Below are 15,306 nucleotides of genomic sequence, written 5' to 3' on the forward strand. Positions count from 1 at the left end.
GTCCTGGCAATAAAAAGCCCACCGCGAGGGTGGGCTTCAAGGGCATCAGAGGGTGGCGATGCGCTGCCGCTGGTCCACCAGCTTGGCCAGGGCCTGCTCGGCCTCGGCCAGTTTGGCGCGTTCCTTCTCCAGCACCTCAGCCGGGGCCTTGGCGACGAAGCCTTCGTTACTCAGCTTGCCACCGACGCGCTTGACCTCGCCTTCCAGGCGGCCGATCTCCTTGTCCAGACGCGCCAGTTCCGCGTCCTTGTCGATCAGGCCGGCCATGGGCACCAGCACTTCCATCTCGCCGACCAGGGTGGTGGCGGACATCGGCGCTTCCTCACCGGCGGCCAGCACGCGGACCGATTCCAGCTTGGCCAGCTTGTTCAGCAGCGGCTCGAAATCGGCCAGGCGGCGCTGGTCCTCGGCACTGGCGTTGGCGACGATGATGTCGATGCGCTTGGCCATGGAGATCTTCATCTCGCCGCGGATCTGCCGCACGCCCAGCATCAGCGCCTTGACCCACTCGATGTCGCCTTCGGCGGCGGCATCGATGCGCGCCTCGTTGGCCACCGGCCAGGGTTGCAGCATCAGGGTCTCGCCCTGGACGCCGGCCGGCGCCTTGAGGCGCTGCCAGATTTCTTCGGTGATGAAGGGCATGAAGGGGTGCGCCAGGCGCAGCACCACTTCCAGCACCCGCGCCAGGGTGCGGCGGGTGCCGCGCTGGCGCTCGAGGGAGGCGTTCTCGTCCCACAGCACCGGCTTGACCAGCTCCAGGTACCAGGCGCAGTACTCGTCCCAGACGAATTCGTAGAGCGCCTGGGTGGCCAGGTCGAAGCGGAAGGCGTCGAGCTGACGGGTCACCTCGGCCTCGGTGCGCTGCAGCTGGGAGATGATCCAGCGATCCACCGAGGACAGTTCGACGGGTTCGTCGTTGACGCCGGTGTCCTGGCCCTCGACGTTCTCCATGACGAAGTTCGCCGCGTTCCACAGCTTGTTGCAGAAGTTGCGATAGCCCTCGACGCGACCCATGTCGAACTTGATGTCGCGGCCGGTAGTGGCCAGGGAGCAGAAGGTGAATCTCAGGGCGTCGGTGCCGTAGCTGGCGATGCCGTCCGGGAATTCGGCGCGGGTCTGCTTGGCGATCTTCTCGGCCAGCTTGGGCTGCATCAGGCCGCTGGTGCGCTTCTGCAGCAGGGTGTCCAGGTCGATGCCGTCGACGATGTCCAGCGGATCGAGCACGTTGCCCTTGGACTTGGACATCTTCTGGCCCTGGCCGTCGCGCACCAGGCCGTGGACGTAGACGGTCTTGAACGGGATCTGCCCGGTCAGATGGGTGGACAGCATGATCATCCGGGCGACCCAGAAGAAGATGATGTCGAAGCCGGTGACCAGCACGTCGGTGGGGTGGAAGGTCTTCAGCGCCTCGGTCTGCTCGGGCCAGCCGAGTGTGGAGAAGGTCCACAGGCCGGAGCTGAACCAGGTGTCCAGGACGTCTTCGTCCTGGCGCAGGGCGATGTCACCCAGGTCGTGCTTGGCACGCACCTCGGCCTCGTCGCGACCGACATAGACGTTGCCGGCCTGGTCGTACCAGGCGGGAATGCGGTGGCCCCACCAGAGCTGGCGGCTGATGCACCAGTCCTGAATGTCGCGCATCCAGCTGAAGTACATGTTCTCGTACTGCTTGGGCACGAATTGCACCTCGCCGCTCTCGACCACGGCGATGGCCTTGTCGGCCAGGGGCTTGGTGGAGACGTACCACTGGTCGGTCAGCCAGGGCTCGATCACGGTGCCGGAGCGGTCGCCCTTGGGCACCTTGAGCGCGTGGTCCTCGATCTTTTCCAGGCGCCCGGCGGCGTCCAGGTCGGCGACGATGCGCTTGCGCGCCTCGAAGCGGTCCAGACCGGCGTAGGCGGCGGGGAGGGTGGCATCGAACATGCCGTTGACGCTGCCGTCCAGATTGAACACCTGGGCGCCGGGCAGCACCGCGGCGTCGGCGTCGAAGACATTGATCAGCGGCAGGTTGTGTCGCTTGCCGACTTCATAGTCGTTGAAGTCGTGGGCCGGGGTGATCTTGACGCAGCCGGTGCCGAATTCGGGGTCGCAGTAGTCGTCGCCGACGATGGGGATGCGACGGCCCACCAGGGGCAGCTCGACGTACTGGCCGATCAGATCCTTGTAGCGCGGATCTTCCGGGTGCACGGCCACGGCGGCGTCACCCAGCAGGGTCTCGGGACGGGTGGTGGCGACCACCAGATGGTCCATGCCCTCGGCGGTACGGGCGCCATCGGCCAGCGGATAGCGCAGGTGCCAGAGGTGGCCCTTTTCGTCATGGCTTTCCACTTCCAGGTCGGAAATGGCGGTGTGCAGCTTGGTGTCCCAGTTGACCAGGCGTTTGCCGCGGTAGATCAGGCCGTCCTCGTGCAGGCGCACGAAGGCTTCCTTGACCGCCTCGGAGAGGCCGTCGTCCATGGTGAAGCGCTCGCGCGACCAGTCCACCGAGGAACCCAGGCGGCGGATCTGCCGGCTGATGTTGCCCCCGGATTCGTTCTTCCATTCCCAGACCTTCTCCAGGAATTTCTCCCGGCCCAGGTCATGGCGCGACAGGCCCTCGGCGCCGATGCGGCGCTCCACCAGCATCTGGGTGGCGATGCCGGCATGGTCGGTGCCCGGCTGCCAGAGGGTGTTGCGACCCTGCATGCGGCGGAAGCGGATCAGGGCGTCCATGATGGCGTTGTTGAAGCCATGGCCCATGTGCAGGCTGCCGGTCACGTTCGGCGGCGGGATCATGATGGTGTAGGGCTCGCCCGACCCCTGGGGCGCGAAATAGCCCTGGCGTTCCCAGGTCTGGTACCAGGAGGTTTCGATGGCGTGCGGCTGGTAGGTCTTGTCCATGGAGGGGGCTTTTGTCGCTGGAAGAGGAAAGCCTCCGAGTATAGCGACTCCGGCCCGCCGACGGCAGGGCGCCTTGGCGCCCCGGGCTCAGGGACGCTGCAGCAATTCTTCCAGGCGCTGCTGCAGGCGGCGCTGCAGTTCGGCTTCCAGGCGCGGCAACTGTTCGTCGAGCAGTTCCTGGAGGATGGCCGGCACCTCCTGGCGCAGACGTACCTGGGCCAGGTCTTCGTGGGGCGCGCTGGGCGTCGCGTCTTCGATGACGTCCGGCACGATCTGGTCGAGCAGCGGTGGGATGGCCTTGAGCCGCTCGGCGCTGGGGGCGATGACGTCGGAGAGGATGGGGATGCCATCGACGCTGCTCGGATGGACCGCGCTGCGGCTCTTGTCGAGCACTTGGCGGATGGCTTCGAGGTCTTGCAGGACGTGCGCGGGAGGCTTGGTGCTGGTCATGAAATCAGACACGTGACAGCTGATGGTCCTGTAGAGCATAGCCAAGCTTGCGGTAGAAGCGAAAACCTTCGCGCATCGCCTGGCGCACTTCGGGGGCTTCGACGACCACCTCGGCGATGCGGGCGAAACCGGCATGGCAGGGCGGCGGGGCGAGGCTGAGGTTGATCAGCAGCTCGCCTTGCTGCTCGGCGGGCGTGGTCAGACCCAGCACCACGGGGCTGTCGCTGGCGTTCTCCGCCAGATCGTGGGGAACGAAGCTGTCGGGACGGAACGCCCACAGCTGCTCGTCCAGGCGCTGGCGCTGCTCGACGTCGGCGCAGTGCACATAGACCGGCATGCCCTGTTTCCAGGCCTTGTCCACCAGCCGGCAGGCAAAGGCCAGCCGCGCCGCGGGATCGGTGGAAGGCAGAACATAGAAGTCGACACGGGTCATGGCGGATCACGAAGAAGGGGAGGGAAGCGGCAAGGCCGCGACGCAGGGGCGTCGCGGCCTCTATAGGCGTTAGCACGTGTTCAAAGTCTCGCGAGCTAGAGCCAAACAAGGCGAAAAGACCTGAGGAAGCGGAGTTTACAAAACGTAAATGAGCATTCCGAAGGTCTTTTCAACGCCGTTTGGCCGACGCGCAGCAGACTTTGAACAGGTGCTTAGGCCTCGGCGGTGCGGTCGAGCAGATACTGCACCAGCAGCGGGACCGGGCGACCGGTGGCGGCCTTGTCCTTGCCGCCGCTGATCCAGGCGGTGCCGGCCACGTCCAGGTGGACCCAGGGATAGGCCTTGGCATAGCGCGCCAGGAAGCAGCCGGCGGTGATAGTGCCGGCCTTGGGGCCGCCGATGTTGGCCATGTCGGCGAAGGGGCTGTCCAACTGCTCCTGGTACTCGTCGTGCAACGGCAGTTGCCAGACGCGGTCGTCGGCGCGATCGCCGGCCTGCTTGACCTGGTCGATCAGGGCGTCGTCGTTGCCCATCAGGCCCGAGACCAGCGAACCCAGGGCGGTGATGCAGGCCCCGGTAAGGGTGGCGATGTCGATCACCGCCTTGGGCTGGAAGCGCTCGGCGTAGGTGAGGGTGTCGCACAGCACCAGCCGGCCTTCGGCGTCGGTGTTGAGGATCTCGATGGTCTGGCCGCTCATGCTGGTGACGATGTCACCCGGACGGGTGGCGGTGCCGCTGGGCATGTTCTCGGCCAGGGCCAGGAGGCCGACCACGTTGATCGCCGGCTTGAGTTCCATGAGGGCGCGGAAGGTGCCCAGGACGCTCGCGGCGCCGCACATGTCGTACTTCATCTCGTCCATGCCGGCGCTGGGCTTGATGCTGATGCCGCCGGTGTCGAAGGTGATGCCCTTGCCGACCAGGGTGTAGGGCTGGGCACTCTTGGCGCCGCCCTTGTACTGCAGCACCACCAGGCGCGGCGGCTGGGCGCTGCCCTGGGCCACGGCGAGGAAGGAGCCCATGCCCAGTTCGCGCATCTTCTTCTCGTCGAGCACCTCGACGGAGAGCCCGGCGTCCTTGAACTGCTTGCCCAGGGCCTTGGCCTGATCGGCCACATAGACCGGGTTGCAGACGTTCGGCGGCAGGTTGCCGAAGTCCTTGGCGTAGGCGGTGCCGTGGGTGATCGCCAGGGCATGGGCCAGGGCGCGTTCGGCTTCCGGCTGGGAGGCCTTGGTGGTGACCAGGGTCAGCTTCTTCAGCGGCCGCGGCTCGGCCTTCTTGCTCTTGAAGCGATCGAAGACGTAGTCGCCATCGGCCAGGGTCTCGGCCAGCAGGCGCAGACGGGCATAGCCGTCGCGATTCTTGACCGGCACATCGCCCAGGGCGATGGCGGCGTCGCTGCCGCCCAGGCTCTTGAGCACGCCCAGGGCGCCGCTGGCCAGCTTGCGGTACTGGCGGTCGGAAAGTCCTTCACTGGCGCCGCTACCCACCAGCAGCACGCGCTCGGCCTTGATGCCGGGCAGATTGGTCAGCAGCAGGGTCTGGCCGGCCTTGCCGGCGATGTCGCCGCGCTTGACCGCCGCGCTCAGGGCGCCGGAGGTGGCGGCGTCCACGGCGCTGGCCGCTGCGTCGAGCGCACCGCCTTCACCGACGGCCACGACCAGCGTGGCGGTTTTCAGGGTTTCCGGACGAGCGTTTTTGACGACGAATTCCATTAGGAGAAGCTCCCCAAGACAAACACATGAGTTCGCAGGATATAATGCGGGGCTTTCGCCAGGGCCTTTCCCGGCGATCGGCCTTCAACGGGTGGGCCTTGCAACGCAAGCCATGCAGCCGAGCTAGTGTGAGCGTTCGCGCCAGAGCCTGACAACCCTGGAGAATCCTGTTTGATCGTCTTCCGCTATCTGTCTCGAGAAGTTCTCACCACCCTCGGTGCGGTCAGTGCCGTGCTGCTGGTGATCATCATGAGCGGCCGCTTCATCAAGTACCTGGCCCAGGCGGCCCAGGGCCTGCTGGATCCGGGTGTGCTCCTGCTCATCATGGCCTATCGCATCCCCGGCTTCCTGCAGCTGATCCTGCCGCTGGGCCTGTTTCTCGGCTTCCTGCTGGCCTATGGTCGGCTGTACCTGGACAGCGAGATGACCGTGCTCACCGCCACCGGCATGAGTCCGCGCCGCCTGCTGGCCTACAGCATGGCCCCGGCCGCGGTGGTCGCCCTGATCGTCGCCTGGCTGAGTCTGTCGCTGGCGCCGCTGGGCGTGCAGAAGGTCACCACCATCCTCAACCAGCAGGATGCCATGACCGAGTTCGATACCCTCGAACCGGGTCGCTTCCAGTCCCTGAGGGACAACTCTCGCGTCACCTACACCGAGCGCCTGTCGGCGGATCGCAGCCAGCTGGGCGGGGTCTTCATCTCCGAGCGCAACACCTCCACCGCCGGCGGCAAGGACCGTGGCGTGGGCGTGCTGGTGGCCGACACCGGCCGGCAGGAAATCCACCCGGACGGCAGTCGCTACCTGATCCTGCAGAACGGCTTCCGCTACGACGGCGTGCCGGGCCAGGCCGACTACCGCGCGGTGCAGTACGACACCTACGGTGTGCTCCTGCCCAAGCCCGCGGTCAGCGAGGACATCAGCGAGCGTGATGCCGTGACCACCGGCGAGCTGATGCGCAGCAACGACCTGCAGTACCGCGGCGAGCTGCAGTGGCGGCTGTCGCTGCCGATCCTGGTCTTCATCGTCACCCTCATCGCCGTGCCCCTGGCCAAGGTCAATCCGCGCCAGGGCCGTTTCCTCAAGCTGCTGCCGGCGATCCTGCTGTACATGGCCTATCTGTCGCTGCTGATCGCCGCCCGTGGCGCCCTGGACAAGGGCCGCCTGCCGCCGGCCATCGGGCTGTGGGGCGTGCACCTGCTGTTCCTGGTACTCGGCCTGCTGCTGGCCTTCTGGGAACCGCTCAAGGCGCGTCTGCGCGGTCACAAGCCGGAGGTGGCGGCATGAACAAGCTCGACTGGTACATAGGTCGCACCGTCTTCGTCAGCATCCTCGCGGTACTGGGGGTGATCGTCGGTCTGGCCCTGCTGTTCGCCTTCATCGACCAGCTCGGCGACTTCGACGACAACTACGGCGTGGCCGAGGCGCTCAAGTTCGTCCTGCTCACCACGCCGCGCCGGGCCTACGAGATGCTGCCAATGGCCGCACTCATCGGCTGCCTGATCGGCCTGGGCACCCTGGCCAGCAGCAGCGAGCTGATCGTGATGCGTGCCGCCGGCGTCTCCCTGGGGCGCATCGTCTGGGCGGTGATGAAGCCGATGTTCGTGCTGCTCATCGCCGGCATCCTGATCGGCGAGTACGTGGCGCCCTGGTCGGAGAACCTGGCGCAGAGCGGCCGGGCCCTGGCCCAGAGCGCCGGCAAGGCGCAGAGTTCGCGCCACGGTCTGTGGCATCGTCAGGGACACGAATACACTCACGTCAACGCGGTGCAGCCCAATGGCCTGCTCCTGGGCGTGACGCGCTACGAATTCGACGATAATCGCCACCTGCTGCAATCCAGCTTCGCCCAGCGCGGCATCTATCGCGGCGATCACTGGGAGCTGGAAAACGTCAGCATCACCGACTTCGGCAATCGCCAGACCAGCGTGCGCCAGGAGCCCAAGGTCACCTGGAACGTCGAGCTGACCCCGCAGGTGCTCGACACCGTGATCATGGAGCCGGATGCGCTGTCGATCTCCGGGCTGTGGTGGTACATCCACTACCTGGCCGATCAGGGGCTGAGCAACAAAAGCTACTGGCTGGCGTTCTGGTCGAAGATCTTCCAGCCGCTGGTGACCGCCGCCCTGGTGCTGATGGCGATCTCCTTCATCTTCGGCCCGTTGCGCTCGGTGACCCTGGGACAGCGGATCTTCACCGGGGTGATCATCGGCTTTGCCCTGCGGATCTTCCAGGATCTGCTGGGGCCGTCCAGCCTGGTGTTCGGCTTCTCGCCGCTGCTGGCCGTGCTGGCACCGGCGCTGCTCTGCGCCGTGGCCGGGGTGCTGTTGCTGCGCCGGGCCGGCTAGGGCCCGGCGGCGCCGTCCGCTAGGCGGCGCCCTTGCTCACGACCGGTTGCGGCTGCAGCCAGCCGGCGTGGGCTTCGCAGAAGCTCAGGATTCGCTGCACGCGGCGGATCTGATCCCGATGGCGGCATTCGCCCACCACGGTACGCACCAGCAGATCGACGTTCTGCATGTGGATCAGGCGCAGATCCGCGCTCATGTCGGGGCAGGCTTCCATCTCGTCCATGCGCGTCTCGCAACGCGAGAGCAGGCGCTCGATGAAGGCGGTGGAGAAGCGGGCGGGGGTCTGGGCCGTTTCCAGGTCCTTGACCGCCACCTGGGAGAGGGGGGAGAGCGTTTCCATGCGCAAGATCTCGCGTCCGTATCGATGTCTTACTATTGCATGCTTTGCCCTCGGGTTTCAGCTGCCGGTTGTCAGCTGGCTATCCGGTCGTTTGCCGGGCTCGGCGCGGATGTCCGGGCGTTTTGACGCCACCTCGAGCAGCGCTGATCGCGCCTCAAGATAAGACTGCTTCTGCTGCAGATCGGCCGGATGATCGATGGTGAGTCCGGCCAGATAGCGCTGCCAGGCGATCAGGTAGGCCTTCTGCGCATTGCGCAGCAGGCGATCTTGGCCGGTGGGTAACTGGCCCGTAGCCTGCTTTTCTTCGGCAGCGGCCTGGGTCTGGCAGCTGTTCAGCCGCTGGCGAAAGTCCGCCAAGCGCCCCTGCTCGCCCGCCAGGCGGGCGTTGTTGCCGTGCAGCACCAGCAATTCGCATCCATAGAGCGCACTGTGCAACCGGGCCTGCAGGGTCCAACTAGGCGAGCGATCCAGGTCGACAGCTGCACCGGCTGGCTGGGCCGGTTGCTGTACGGCGCAGCCTTGCAGTCCAAGCAACAGGACGATCAGCAGTGGTGCGGTTCGCCTCATACCTAGCCCTCGCTAAACAGATCGAGAATGCGAGCCTACTGGTAGCGTTCCCATTCGTGATACTTGTCCATCAGGTAATTCCCGACCGGCTGCCGCTTCTGGCAGTCCTCACCGCTCAGCGGACTCGGCTCGCAGATCGGGCCGGCATCGCTGTAGTGACTGCAGCCGGACAGTAGCAGTGCGAGGCCAAGCAATATCCATTTCAACAGGCATCCTTCCTCATGATGAAAGCGGGAGTGGGGTGATCAAGAGCGTACCTGATCAACGGGGCGGCGCATTCGTAAAGGTACAGAAGGCGCAGCGAGTGGAGACCCTCCAAGGCTGCGTATCTCGCAAATTCGGCCAATCTGTATGAATTGACCGTCTTGCTGCCCGGGTACCATACCCCTCCTGTCCTGATAGAGGCCGTCATGCAACTGAGCGACATTCCATTCGGAATCACTGATTGGTCGACAATCGAACCTGTAGTCCATGCGGGAACGACCGGCTCGGCTGTTTGGCGTACCTGCCAGTTTGGGGCAATACGAGTCCGCATGGTCGAGTACAGTGAGAGTTACCTTGCCGATCACTGGTGCAGCAAGGGGCACATCCTGCTGTGCCTGGACGGTCGATTGGATACCGAGCTGGTCGATGGTCGCGTCTTCACCTTGACCGCTGGCATGAGCTACCAGGTGGCCGACAATGCCGAGGCCCACAGATCCTCTACCGCGATTGGCGCCAGATTATTCATCGTGGACTAAGGCTCGTCTCGAGGCCGCAACCCGGGCGCCCCAGGCACAAAAAAACCGCCTCAAGGGGCGGCTTCTTCGGCCTCCAGCCAACACGGAGAAGGCCTGGAAGGTACAGCTTGGTGCCCCGGGGGAGACTCGAACTCCCACTCCTTTCGGAAACGGATTTTGAATCCGCCGCGTCTACCGGTTCCGCCACCGGGGCAATGGCGGCGGAGTATAGGGACGCGGGCAGGCCCGGTCAATCCAAAGTGCGTTGGTGAAAAAGGCCGCTTCCGGTAAGCTGTGCGGCCTTTCGAGATCTACCTGCCATGCACGTCGCCGACTTCCATTTCGACCTCCCCGAATCCCTCATCGCCCGTCATCCGCTGGCCGAGCGCCGCGGCAGTCGATTGCTGGTGCTCGACGGCCCCAGCGGTGAGCTCAGTCATCGCCACTTCGCCGATCTGCTGGGCTATCTGCGGCCCGGCGACCTGATGGTGTTCAACGACACCCGGGTGATACCCGCGCGGCTGTTCGGCCAGAAGGCCAGTGGCGGCAAGCTGGAGATCCTGGTGGAGCGGGTGCTGGACGAGGAGCGGGTGCTGGCCCATGTGCGGTCCAGCAAGTCGCCCAAATCGGGCAGCCGCATCCTCATCGACGGCGGTGCCGAGGCCGAGATGGTGGCGCGCCACGAGGCGCTGTTCGAGCTGAAATTCGCCGAGCCGGTGCTGCCGCTGCTGGAGCGGGTCGGCCACATGCCGCTGCCGCCCTATATCGACCGGCCTGACGAAGCCGAGGATCGCGAGCGCTACCAGACCGTCTATGCGCGCAATGCCGGCGCCGTGGCCGCGCCCACTGCCGGACTGCACTTCGACGAGCCGCTGCTGGAGGCCATCCGCGCCAAGGGCGTGGCGACCGCCTTCGTCACCCTGCACGTCGGTGCCGGCACCTTCCAGCCGGTGCGGGTGGAAAGGATCGAAGACCACCACATGCACCGCGAGTGGCTGCAGGTCGACCAGGCCGTGGTGGACGCCGTGGCCGCCTGCCGCGCCCGTGGCGGCCGGGTGATCGCCGTCGGCACCACCAGCGTGCGTTCGCTGGAAAGCGCCGCCCGTGACGGCGAGCTCAAGGCCTTCGCCGGCGAGACGGACATCTTTCTCTATCCCGGTCGGCCCTTCCACGTGGTCGATGCGCTGGTGACCAACTTCCACCTGCCCGAGTCGACCCTGCTGATGCTGGTGTCGGCCTTTGCCGGTTACCGCGAGACCATGGCCGCCTATGCCACGGCCGTGGCCGAGGGCTATCGCTTCTTCAGTTATGGCGACGCCATGTTCATCACCCGCAATCCCGGGGCCCAGGGCCCGGAGAGCTGATATGAGTTTCATGAATTTCGAATTGCTGGCCACCGAGGGCAAGGCCCGTCGCGGTCGCCTGACCTTTCCCCGCGGCGTGGTCGAGACCCCGGCCTTCATGCCGGTCGGTACCTACGGCACGGTCAAGGGCATGCTGCCCGACAGCGTCGCCGACATCGGCGCCCAGATCATCCTCGGCAACACCTTCCACCTCTGGCTGCGCCCGGGGACCGAGGTGATCCAGCGCCACGGCGACCTGCACGACTTCATGCAGTGGCAGGGACCGATCCTCACCGATTCCGGCGGCTTCCAGGTGTTCAGCCTGGGCGCGCTGCGCAAGATCAAGGAGGAGGGCGTCTACTTCGCCTCGCCGGTGGACGGCGCCAAGGTCTTCATGGGGCCCGAGGAATCCATGGCGGTGCAACGCGCCCTGGGCTCGGACATCGTGATGATCTTCGACGAGTGCACCCCTTATCCAGCGGACTTCGACACCGCGCGCCGCTCCATGGAGCTGTCGCTGCGCTGGGCCAAGCGCTCCCGCGAAGCCCATGGCGACAACCCCTCGGCGCTGTTCGGCATCGTCCAGGGCGGCATGCACGAGGAACTGCGCCTGAGGTCCCTGGAGGGCCTGGAAGGCATCGGCTTCGACGGCTACGCCATCGGTGGCCTGTCGGTGGGCGAGCCCAAGGAAGAGATGATCCGGGTGCTGGACTTCCTGCCGCCGCACCTGCCGGCGGACAAGCCGCGCTACCTGATGGGCGTGGGCAAGCCGGAAGACCTGGTGGAAGGCGTGCGCCGTGGCGTCGACATGTTCGATTGCGTGATGCCCACCCGCAACGCGCGCAACGGCCATCTGTTCATCGACACCGGTGTCCTCAAGCTGCGCAATGCCGTGCACCGTCACGACGAGACGCCACTGGATCCTACCTGCGACTGTTACACCTGCAAACATTTCTCCCGGGCCTATCTGCACCATCTGGATAAATGCGGGGAAATGCTGGGGAGTATGCTGAATACGATCCACAACCTGCGGTATTACCAGCGCGTGATGGCCGGTTTGCGCCAGGCTATCCAAGAGGGTAAATTGGCCGACTTTGTGGACGCCTTCTATGCTCGGCGCGGCCTGCCTACGCCGCCGCTCGACAGCTGAAAGCCCCTGTCCGATCGCCCTGGCGAAACGGCGCTCGCGCGTCCTTCGTCGGGGGCGTGAGCAGGGTCTCGAGGCGGTCGGAACGGCGGCGAGCGACCCCCGGCATCTCTTCTTTTTCCGTCATCCAACTCTGCAAGGAGTAGTGCAATGAGTTTTCTGATTTCCACGGCCCAGGCCCAGGAAGCTGCCGCGCCGGCCGCCAACGCTGCACCGGGAGGTGAATACATTCAGTTCATCTTCCTGATCGGCTTCGTGGTGATCTTCTATTTCCTGATCTGGCGTCCCCAGGCCAAGCGCACCAAGGATCACAAGAACCTGATCGGCGGCCTGCAGAAGGGTGACGAAGTGGTGACCACCGGTGGCATCGCCGGTCGCATCAACAAGGTCACCGACGAGTTCGTGGTGCTGGAAGTGTCCGACAACGTCGAGCTCAAGTTCCAGAAGGGCGCCATTGCCGCGACCCTGCCGAAGGGCACCCTGAAGGCCCTCTGAGTCTTCCTCAATCTAGCTAATATCGGGGCGCGCAAGGCGCCCCGCCTTTATCTCGGGCGGTGTCATGCTCAACAAATATCCCCTCTGGAAGTACCTGCTGATCCTGGCCGTACTGGTCGTGGGCGTCATCTATTCGGTTCCTAATCTGTACCCCGACGATCCGGCCCTGCAGATCAGCGCTTCCAGCACCGAACGCACGGTGACCCCTGCCGATGTGCAGCGGGTGAACGCGGCTCTGGCGCAGGCGCAACTCGCCGTGAAATCCAGCGACGTCAACGAGAGCGGCAGCCGGGTGCTGATCCGCCTGATGCGCGCCGACGATCAGCTGCCGGCCCAGGAAGTGGTCCGCCGCACCCTTGGCGACGACTTCGTGGTCGCCCTGAACCTGGCGCCCACCACCCCGCAGTGGCTGCGCAAGCTCGGTGCCAGCCCCATGAAGCTGGGCCTGGACCTGTCCGGTGGTGTGCACTTCCTGCTGGCTGTGGACATGGACAAGGCCGTGGACGCGCGCCTGAAGGTCTATGACAACGAGGTCAAGACTCTGCTGCGTCGCGAGAAGGTGCGCTATCGCAGCATGCCCGACCAGAACGGCGCCCTGCAGCTGGGCTTCACCGATGCCGCCGATCTGCAGCAGGCGCAGAGCCTGATCCGCAAGAACTACACCGATTTCGAGCTGACCACCGACACCCGTGGTGACCTGCAGGTGCTGCGTCTGCAGCTGACCGAGGCCAAGCTGCGCGAGATCCGCAACTATGCCGTCACCCAGAACCTGACCACGGTGCGCAACCGGGTCAACGAACTGGGCGTGGCCGAGCCGCTGGTGCAGCGCCAGGGCGCCGACCGCATCGTGGTCGAGCTGCCGGGCGTGCAGGACACCGCCGAAGCCAAACGCATCCTCGGCAAGACCGCCAACCTGGAATTCCGCCTGGCCGCCACCGCGGACACCCCGCGCGCCTCCACCGAGAGCTTCGAATTCCGCGAGCCTGGTCGTCCGGCGGTACCGCTGGAGCGTAACGTCATCATCACCGGTGACCAGGTCACCGACGCCTCGGCCAGCTTCGACGAGAACGGCCGGCCCCAGGTCAACATCCGCCTGGATGGCCATGGCGGCGATCTGATCAACCGCGCCACCCGCAGCAACGTCGGCCGCAGCATGGCCGTGGTGTTCATCGAGCAGCGCCCGGTCACCCGCTACACCACCCAGACCGTGGACGGCGTACAGAAGGAAGTGGCGGTGCCCGGCTTCGAGGAGGAGCGGCGCATCATCAGCCTGGCGACCATTCAGTCGGCCCTGGGCAACAGCTTCCGCATCACCGGCCTGAACGGCTCGGGCGAGGCCTCGGAACTGGCGCTGCTGCTGCGTGCCGGTGGCCTGGCCGCACCCATGTACTTCGCCGAGGAGCGTACCCTCGGCCCGAGCCTGGGTGCCGACAACATCGAGAAGGGTATCGATGCCTCGCTGTGGGGCATGGTCTTCGTCTCGCTGTTCCTGATCGCCATCTACCGCTTCTTCGGCCTGCTGGCTACCATCGCCCTGGGCTTCAACATGGTGCTGCTGATGGCCTTGATGTCCATCCTGCATGCCACCCTGACCCTGCCGGGCATCGCCGGTATCGTCCTGACCATGGGTCAGGCGGTGGACGCCAACGTGCTGATCTTCTCGCGGATCCGCGAAGAGATCGCCAACGGCATGCCGATCCAGCGCGCCATCCATGAGGGCTTCAGTCGCGCCTTCACGGCGATCCTGGACTCCAACCTGACGACCCTGCTGGTGGGCGCCATCCTGTTCGCCATGGGCACCGGGCCGGTCAAGGGCTTCGCCGTGACCATGTCGCTGGGTATCTTCACCTCCCTGTTCACCGCCATCTTCGTGACCCGTGCCATGGTCAACCTGATTTATGGCGGCCGGAACGTCAAGAAGCTGTGGATTTGAGGACGCGGCGATGAAAAAGACCATCAACTTCATGGGCGTACGCAATATCGCGTTCGCCATCACCGCGCTCCTGACCGTTCTGGCGCTGTTCAGCTGGTTCTACAAGGGGCTGAACTTCGGCCTGGATTTCACCGGCGGTACCCTGATCGAGCTGCGCTACGAGCAGCCCGCCGACCTCGGCAAGATCCGTCAGGAGTTGCAGGGCGCCGGCTTCGAGGAGGCGGTGGTGCAGAGCTTCGGCGCCACCACCGATGTCCTGGTCCGGATGCCGGGTGACAACCCGCAGCTGGGCCAGCAGGTGACCAGCGCGTTGCAGAAGGCGAGCACCGAGCGCTTCTCCCTGACCCGTACCGAGTTCGTCGGTCCGCAGGTGGGCGAGGAACTGCGTGACCAGGGCGGCCTGGGCATGCTGCTGGCCCTGGGTAGCGTGCTGGTCTACGTGGCCTTCCGCTTCCAGTGGAAGTTCGCCGTGGGCGCGATCATTTCGCTGGTGCACGACGTGGTGGTGACCCTGGGCCTGCTGTCGTTCTTCCAGATCACCTTCGACCTGACGGTGCTGGCGGCGGTCCTGGCCATCATCGGCTACTCGCTCAACGACACCATCGTGGTGTTCGACCGGGTGCGGGAGAACTTCCGGGTACTGCGCAAGGCCAGTCTGATCGAGAACATCAACGTCTCGACCACCCAGACCCTGCTGCGCACCCTGGCCACCTCGATCTCGACCCTGCTGGCCGTGGCGGCGCTGCTGTTCTTTGGCGGCGACAACCTGTTCGGCTTCTCCCTGGCGCTGTTCATCGGCGTGCTGGCCGGTACCTACTCGTCGATCTATATCGCCAACGTGGTGCTGATCTGGCTGGACCTGAAGAGCGAGGACCTGATTCCCCCGCAAGCCAAGGAACTCGACGACCGTCCCTGATGTCCCAGGCATGGCAAAGGGCCAGGTGCCCG

Annotated in this window: 15 protein-coding genes and 1 tRNA gene; 8 read left to right on the forward strand and 8 right to left on the reverse strand. The window is 65.4% G+C overall.

The window, feature by feature from the left end:
* Nucleotides 1–45: 45 nt before the first annotated feature.
* The 4 genes from OXS31_RS19745 to OXS31_RS19760 all read right to left on the reverse strand — a co-directional run bounded on the left by OXS31_RS19745 (nt 46) and on the right by OXS31_RS19760 (nt 5,472).
* Nucleotides 46–2,877 (reverse strand): valine--tRNA ligase, encoded by a 2,832-nt coding sequence (locus OXS31_RS19745; protein ID WP_267401472.1) that lies wholly within the window; start codon nt 2,875–2,877, stop codon nt 46–48.
* 87 nt (nt 2,878–2,964) lie between these two features.
* Nucleotides 2,965–3,327: a hypothetical protein gene (locus OXS31_RS19750; RefSeq protein WP_267401474.1), complete on the reverse strand. Its 363-nt coding sequence runs from the start codon at nt 3,325–3,327 to the stop codon at nt 2,965–2,967.
* 4 nt (nt 3,328–3,331) lie between these two features.
* A complete protein-coding gene (locus OXS31_RS19755) occupies nt 3,332–3,760 on the reverse strand; it encodes a DNA polymerase III subunit chi (RefSeq protein WP_115945841.1) in 429 nt (142 codons plus the stop codon).
* Nucleotides 3,761–3,972: 212 nt separating this feature from the next.
* Nucleotides 3,973–5,472 (reverse strand): leucyl aminopeptidase, encoded by a 1,500-nt coding sequence (locus OXS31_RS19760; protein ID WP_267401476.1) that lies wholly within the window; start codon nt 5,470–5,472, stop codon nt 3,973–3,975.
* Between the two features lie 171 nt (nt 5,473–5,643).
* Between OXS31_RS19760 and lptF the strand changes: the two genes are divergently transcribed.
* Both lptF and lptG read left to right on the forward strand, forming a co-directional pair.
* Entirely contained in the window at nt 5,644–6,756 is a 1,113-nt protein-coding gene (gene lptF / locus OXS31_RS19765; RefSeq protein WP_027602457.1) for an LPS export ABC transporter permease LptF, read from the forward strand.
* The gene (lptG, locus tag OXS31_RS19770) at nt 6,753–7,814 is read left to right on the forward strand and encodes an LPS export ABC transporter permease LptG (RefSeq protein WP_007162971.1); all 1,062 of its coding nucleotides are present in this window, start codon (nt 6,753–6,755) and stop codon (nt 7,812–7,814) included. Before lptF ends, lptG begins: the two co-directional genes overlap by 4 nt.
* Nucleotides 7,815–7,833: 19 nt before the next feature.
* Here lptG and OXS31_RS19775 read toward each other — a convergent pair whose 3' ends face one another.
* The 3 genes from OXS31_RS19775 to OXS31_RS19785 are packed head-to-tail and all read right to left on the reverse strand — an operon-like array spanning nt 7,834 to nt 8,927.
* Nucleotides 7,834–8,154: a hypothetical protein gene (locus tag OXS31_RS19775; protein ID WP_007162970.1), complete on the reverse strand. Its 321-nt coding sequence runs from the start codon at nt 8,152–8,154 to the stop codon at nt 7,834–7,836.
* Between the two features lie 57 nt (nt 8,155–8,211).
* Nucleotides 8,212–8,721 carry a hypothetical protein gene (locus OXS31_RS19780; RefSeq protein WP_267401482.1) on the reverse strand — a complete coding sequence of 170 codons (510 nt, stop codon included), beginning with the start codon at nt 8,719–8,721 and terminating at the stop codon, nt 8,212–8,214.
* Nucleotides 8,722–8,756: 35 nt separating this feature from the next.
* Nucleotides 8,757–8,927: a hypothetical protein gene (locus tag OXS31_RS19785; RefSeq protein ID WP_156930116.1), complete on the reverse strand. Its 171-nt coding sequence runs from the start codon at nt 8,925–8,927 to the stop codon at nt 8,757–8,759.
* Between the two features lie 204 nt (nt 8,928–9,131).
* Between OXS31_RS19785 and OXS31_RS19790 the strand changes: the two genes are divergently transcribed.
* Nucleotides 9,132–9,461: a DHCW motif cupin fold protein gene (locus OXS31_RS19790; RefSeq protein WP_027602459.1), complete on the forward strand. Its 330-nt coding sequence runs from the start codon at nt 9,132–9,134 to the stop codon at nt 9,459–9,461.
* 108 nt (nt 9,462–9,569) lie between these two features.
* On the opposite strand, the gene OXS31_RS19795 is transcribed toward OXS31_RS19790, so the two are convergent.
* Nucleotides 9,570–9,654: transfer RNA gene (locus OXS31_RS19795), tRNA-Leu, on the reverse strand.
* Nucleotides 9,655–9,760: 106 nt separating this feature from the next.
* On the opposite strand from OXS31_RS19795, the gene queA reads away from it, so the two are divergent.
* From queA to secF, 5 genes are all read left to right on the forward strand, one after another.
* Nucleotides 9,761–10,804 (forward strand): tRNA preQ1(34) S-adenosylmethionine ribosyltransferase-isomerase QueA, encoded by a 1,044-nt coding sequence (gene queA / locus OXS31_RS19800; RefSeq protein WP_267401483.1) that lies wholly within the window; start codon nt 9,761–9,763, stop codon nt 10,802–10,804.
* Between the two features lie 10 nt (nt 10,805–10,814).
* Entirely contained in the window at nt 10,815–11,933 is a 1,119-nt protein-coding gene (tgt, locus tag OXS31_RS19805; RefSeq protein ID WP_007162952.1) for a tRNA guanosine(34) transglycosylase Tgt, read from the forward strand.
* A 147-nt stretch (nt 11,934–12,080) separates the two neighbouring features.
* Nucleotides 12,081–12,425, forward strand: a complete 345-nt coding sequence (yajC, locus tag OXS31_RS19810) for a preprotein translocase subunit YajC (RefSeq protein WP_007162951.1) — start codon at nt 12,081–12,083, stop codon at nt 12,423–12,425.
* A 64-nt stretch (nt 12,426–12,489) separates the two neighbouring features.
* Nucleotides 12,490–14,358 (forward strand): protein translocase subunit SecD, encoded by a 1,869-nt coding sequence (gene secD / locus OXS31_RS19815; RefSeq protein ID WP_027597225.1) that lies wholly within the window; start codon nt 12,490–12,492, stop codon nt 14,356–14,358.
* A gap of 10 nt (nt 14,359–14,368) precedes the next feature.
* Nucleotides 14,369–15,274 (forward strand): protein translocase subunit SecF, encoded by a 906-nt coding sequence (secF, locus tag OXS31_RS19820; protein WP_027597224.1) that lies wholly within the window; start codon nt 14,369–14,371, stop codon nt 15,272–15,274.
* The last annotated feature ends 32 nt before the right edge of the window (nt 15,275–15,306 follow it).

This window comes from Pseudomonas sp. GM_Psu_1 (assembly GCF_026544185.1).
Lineage (GTDB): Bacteria > Pseudomonadota > Gammaproteobacteria > Pseudomonadales > Pseudomonadaceae > Chryseomonas > Chryseomonas oryzihabitans.

Coding starts and splice junctions, on each gene's coding strand:
- OXS31_RS19745 (WP_267401472.1), bottom strand. CDS start 2,877: ATGGACAAGACCTACCAGCCGCACGCCATCGAAACCTCCTGGTACCAG.
- OXS31_RS19750 (WP_267401474.1), bottom strand. CDS start 3,327: ATGACCAGCACCAAGCCTCCCGCGCACGTCCTGCAAGACCTCGAAGCC.
- OXS31_RS19755 (WP_115945841.1), bottom strand. CDS start 3,760: ATGACCCGTGTCGACTTCTATGTTCTGCCTTCCACCGATCCCGCGGCG.
- OXS31_RS19760 (WP_267401476.1), bottom strand. CDS start 5,472: ATGGAATTCGTCGTCAAAAACGCTCGTCCGGAAACCCTGAAAACCGCC.
- lptG (WP_007162971.1), top strand. CDS start 6,753: ATGAACAAGCTCGACTGGTACATAGGTCGCACCGTCTTCGTCAGCATC.
- OXS31_RS19775 (WP_007162970.1), bottom strand. CDS start 8,154: ATGGAAACGCTCTCCCCCCTCTCCCAGGTGGCGGTCAAGGACCTGGAA.
- OXS31_RS19780 (WP_267401482.1), bottom strand. CDS start 8,721: ATGAGGCGAACCGCACCACTGCTGATCGTCCTGTTGCTTGGACTGCAA.
- OXS31_RS19790 (WP_027602459.1), top strand. CDS start 9,132: ATGCAACTGAGCGACATTCCATTCGGAATCACTGATTGGTCGACAATC.
- queA (WP_267401483.1), top strand. CDS start 9,761: ATGCACGTCGCCGACTTCCATTTCGACCTCCCCGAATCCCTCATCGCC.
- tgt (WP_007162952.1), top strand. CDS start 10,815: ATGAATTTCGAATTGCTGGCCACCGAGGGCAAGGCCCGTCGCGGTCGC.
- yajC (WP_007162951.1), top strand. CDS start 12,081: ATGAGTTTTCTGATTTCCACGGCCCAGGCCCAGGAAGCTGCCGCGCCG.
- secD (WP_027597225.1), top strand. CDS start 12,490: ATGCTCAACAAATATCCCCTCTGGAAGTACCTGCTGATCCTGGCCGTA.
- secF (WP_027597224.1), top strand. CDS start 14,369: ATGAAAAAGACCATCAACTTCATGGGCGTACGCAATATCGCGTTCGCC.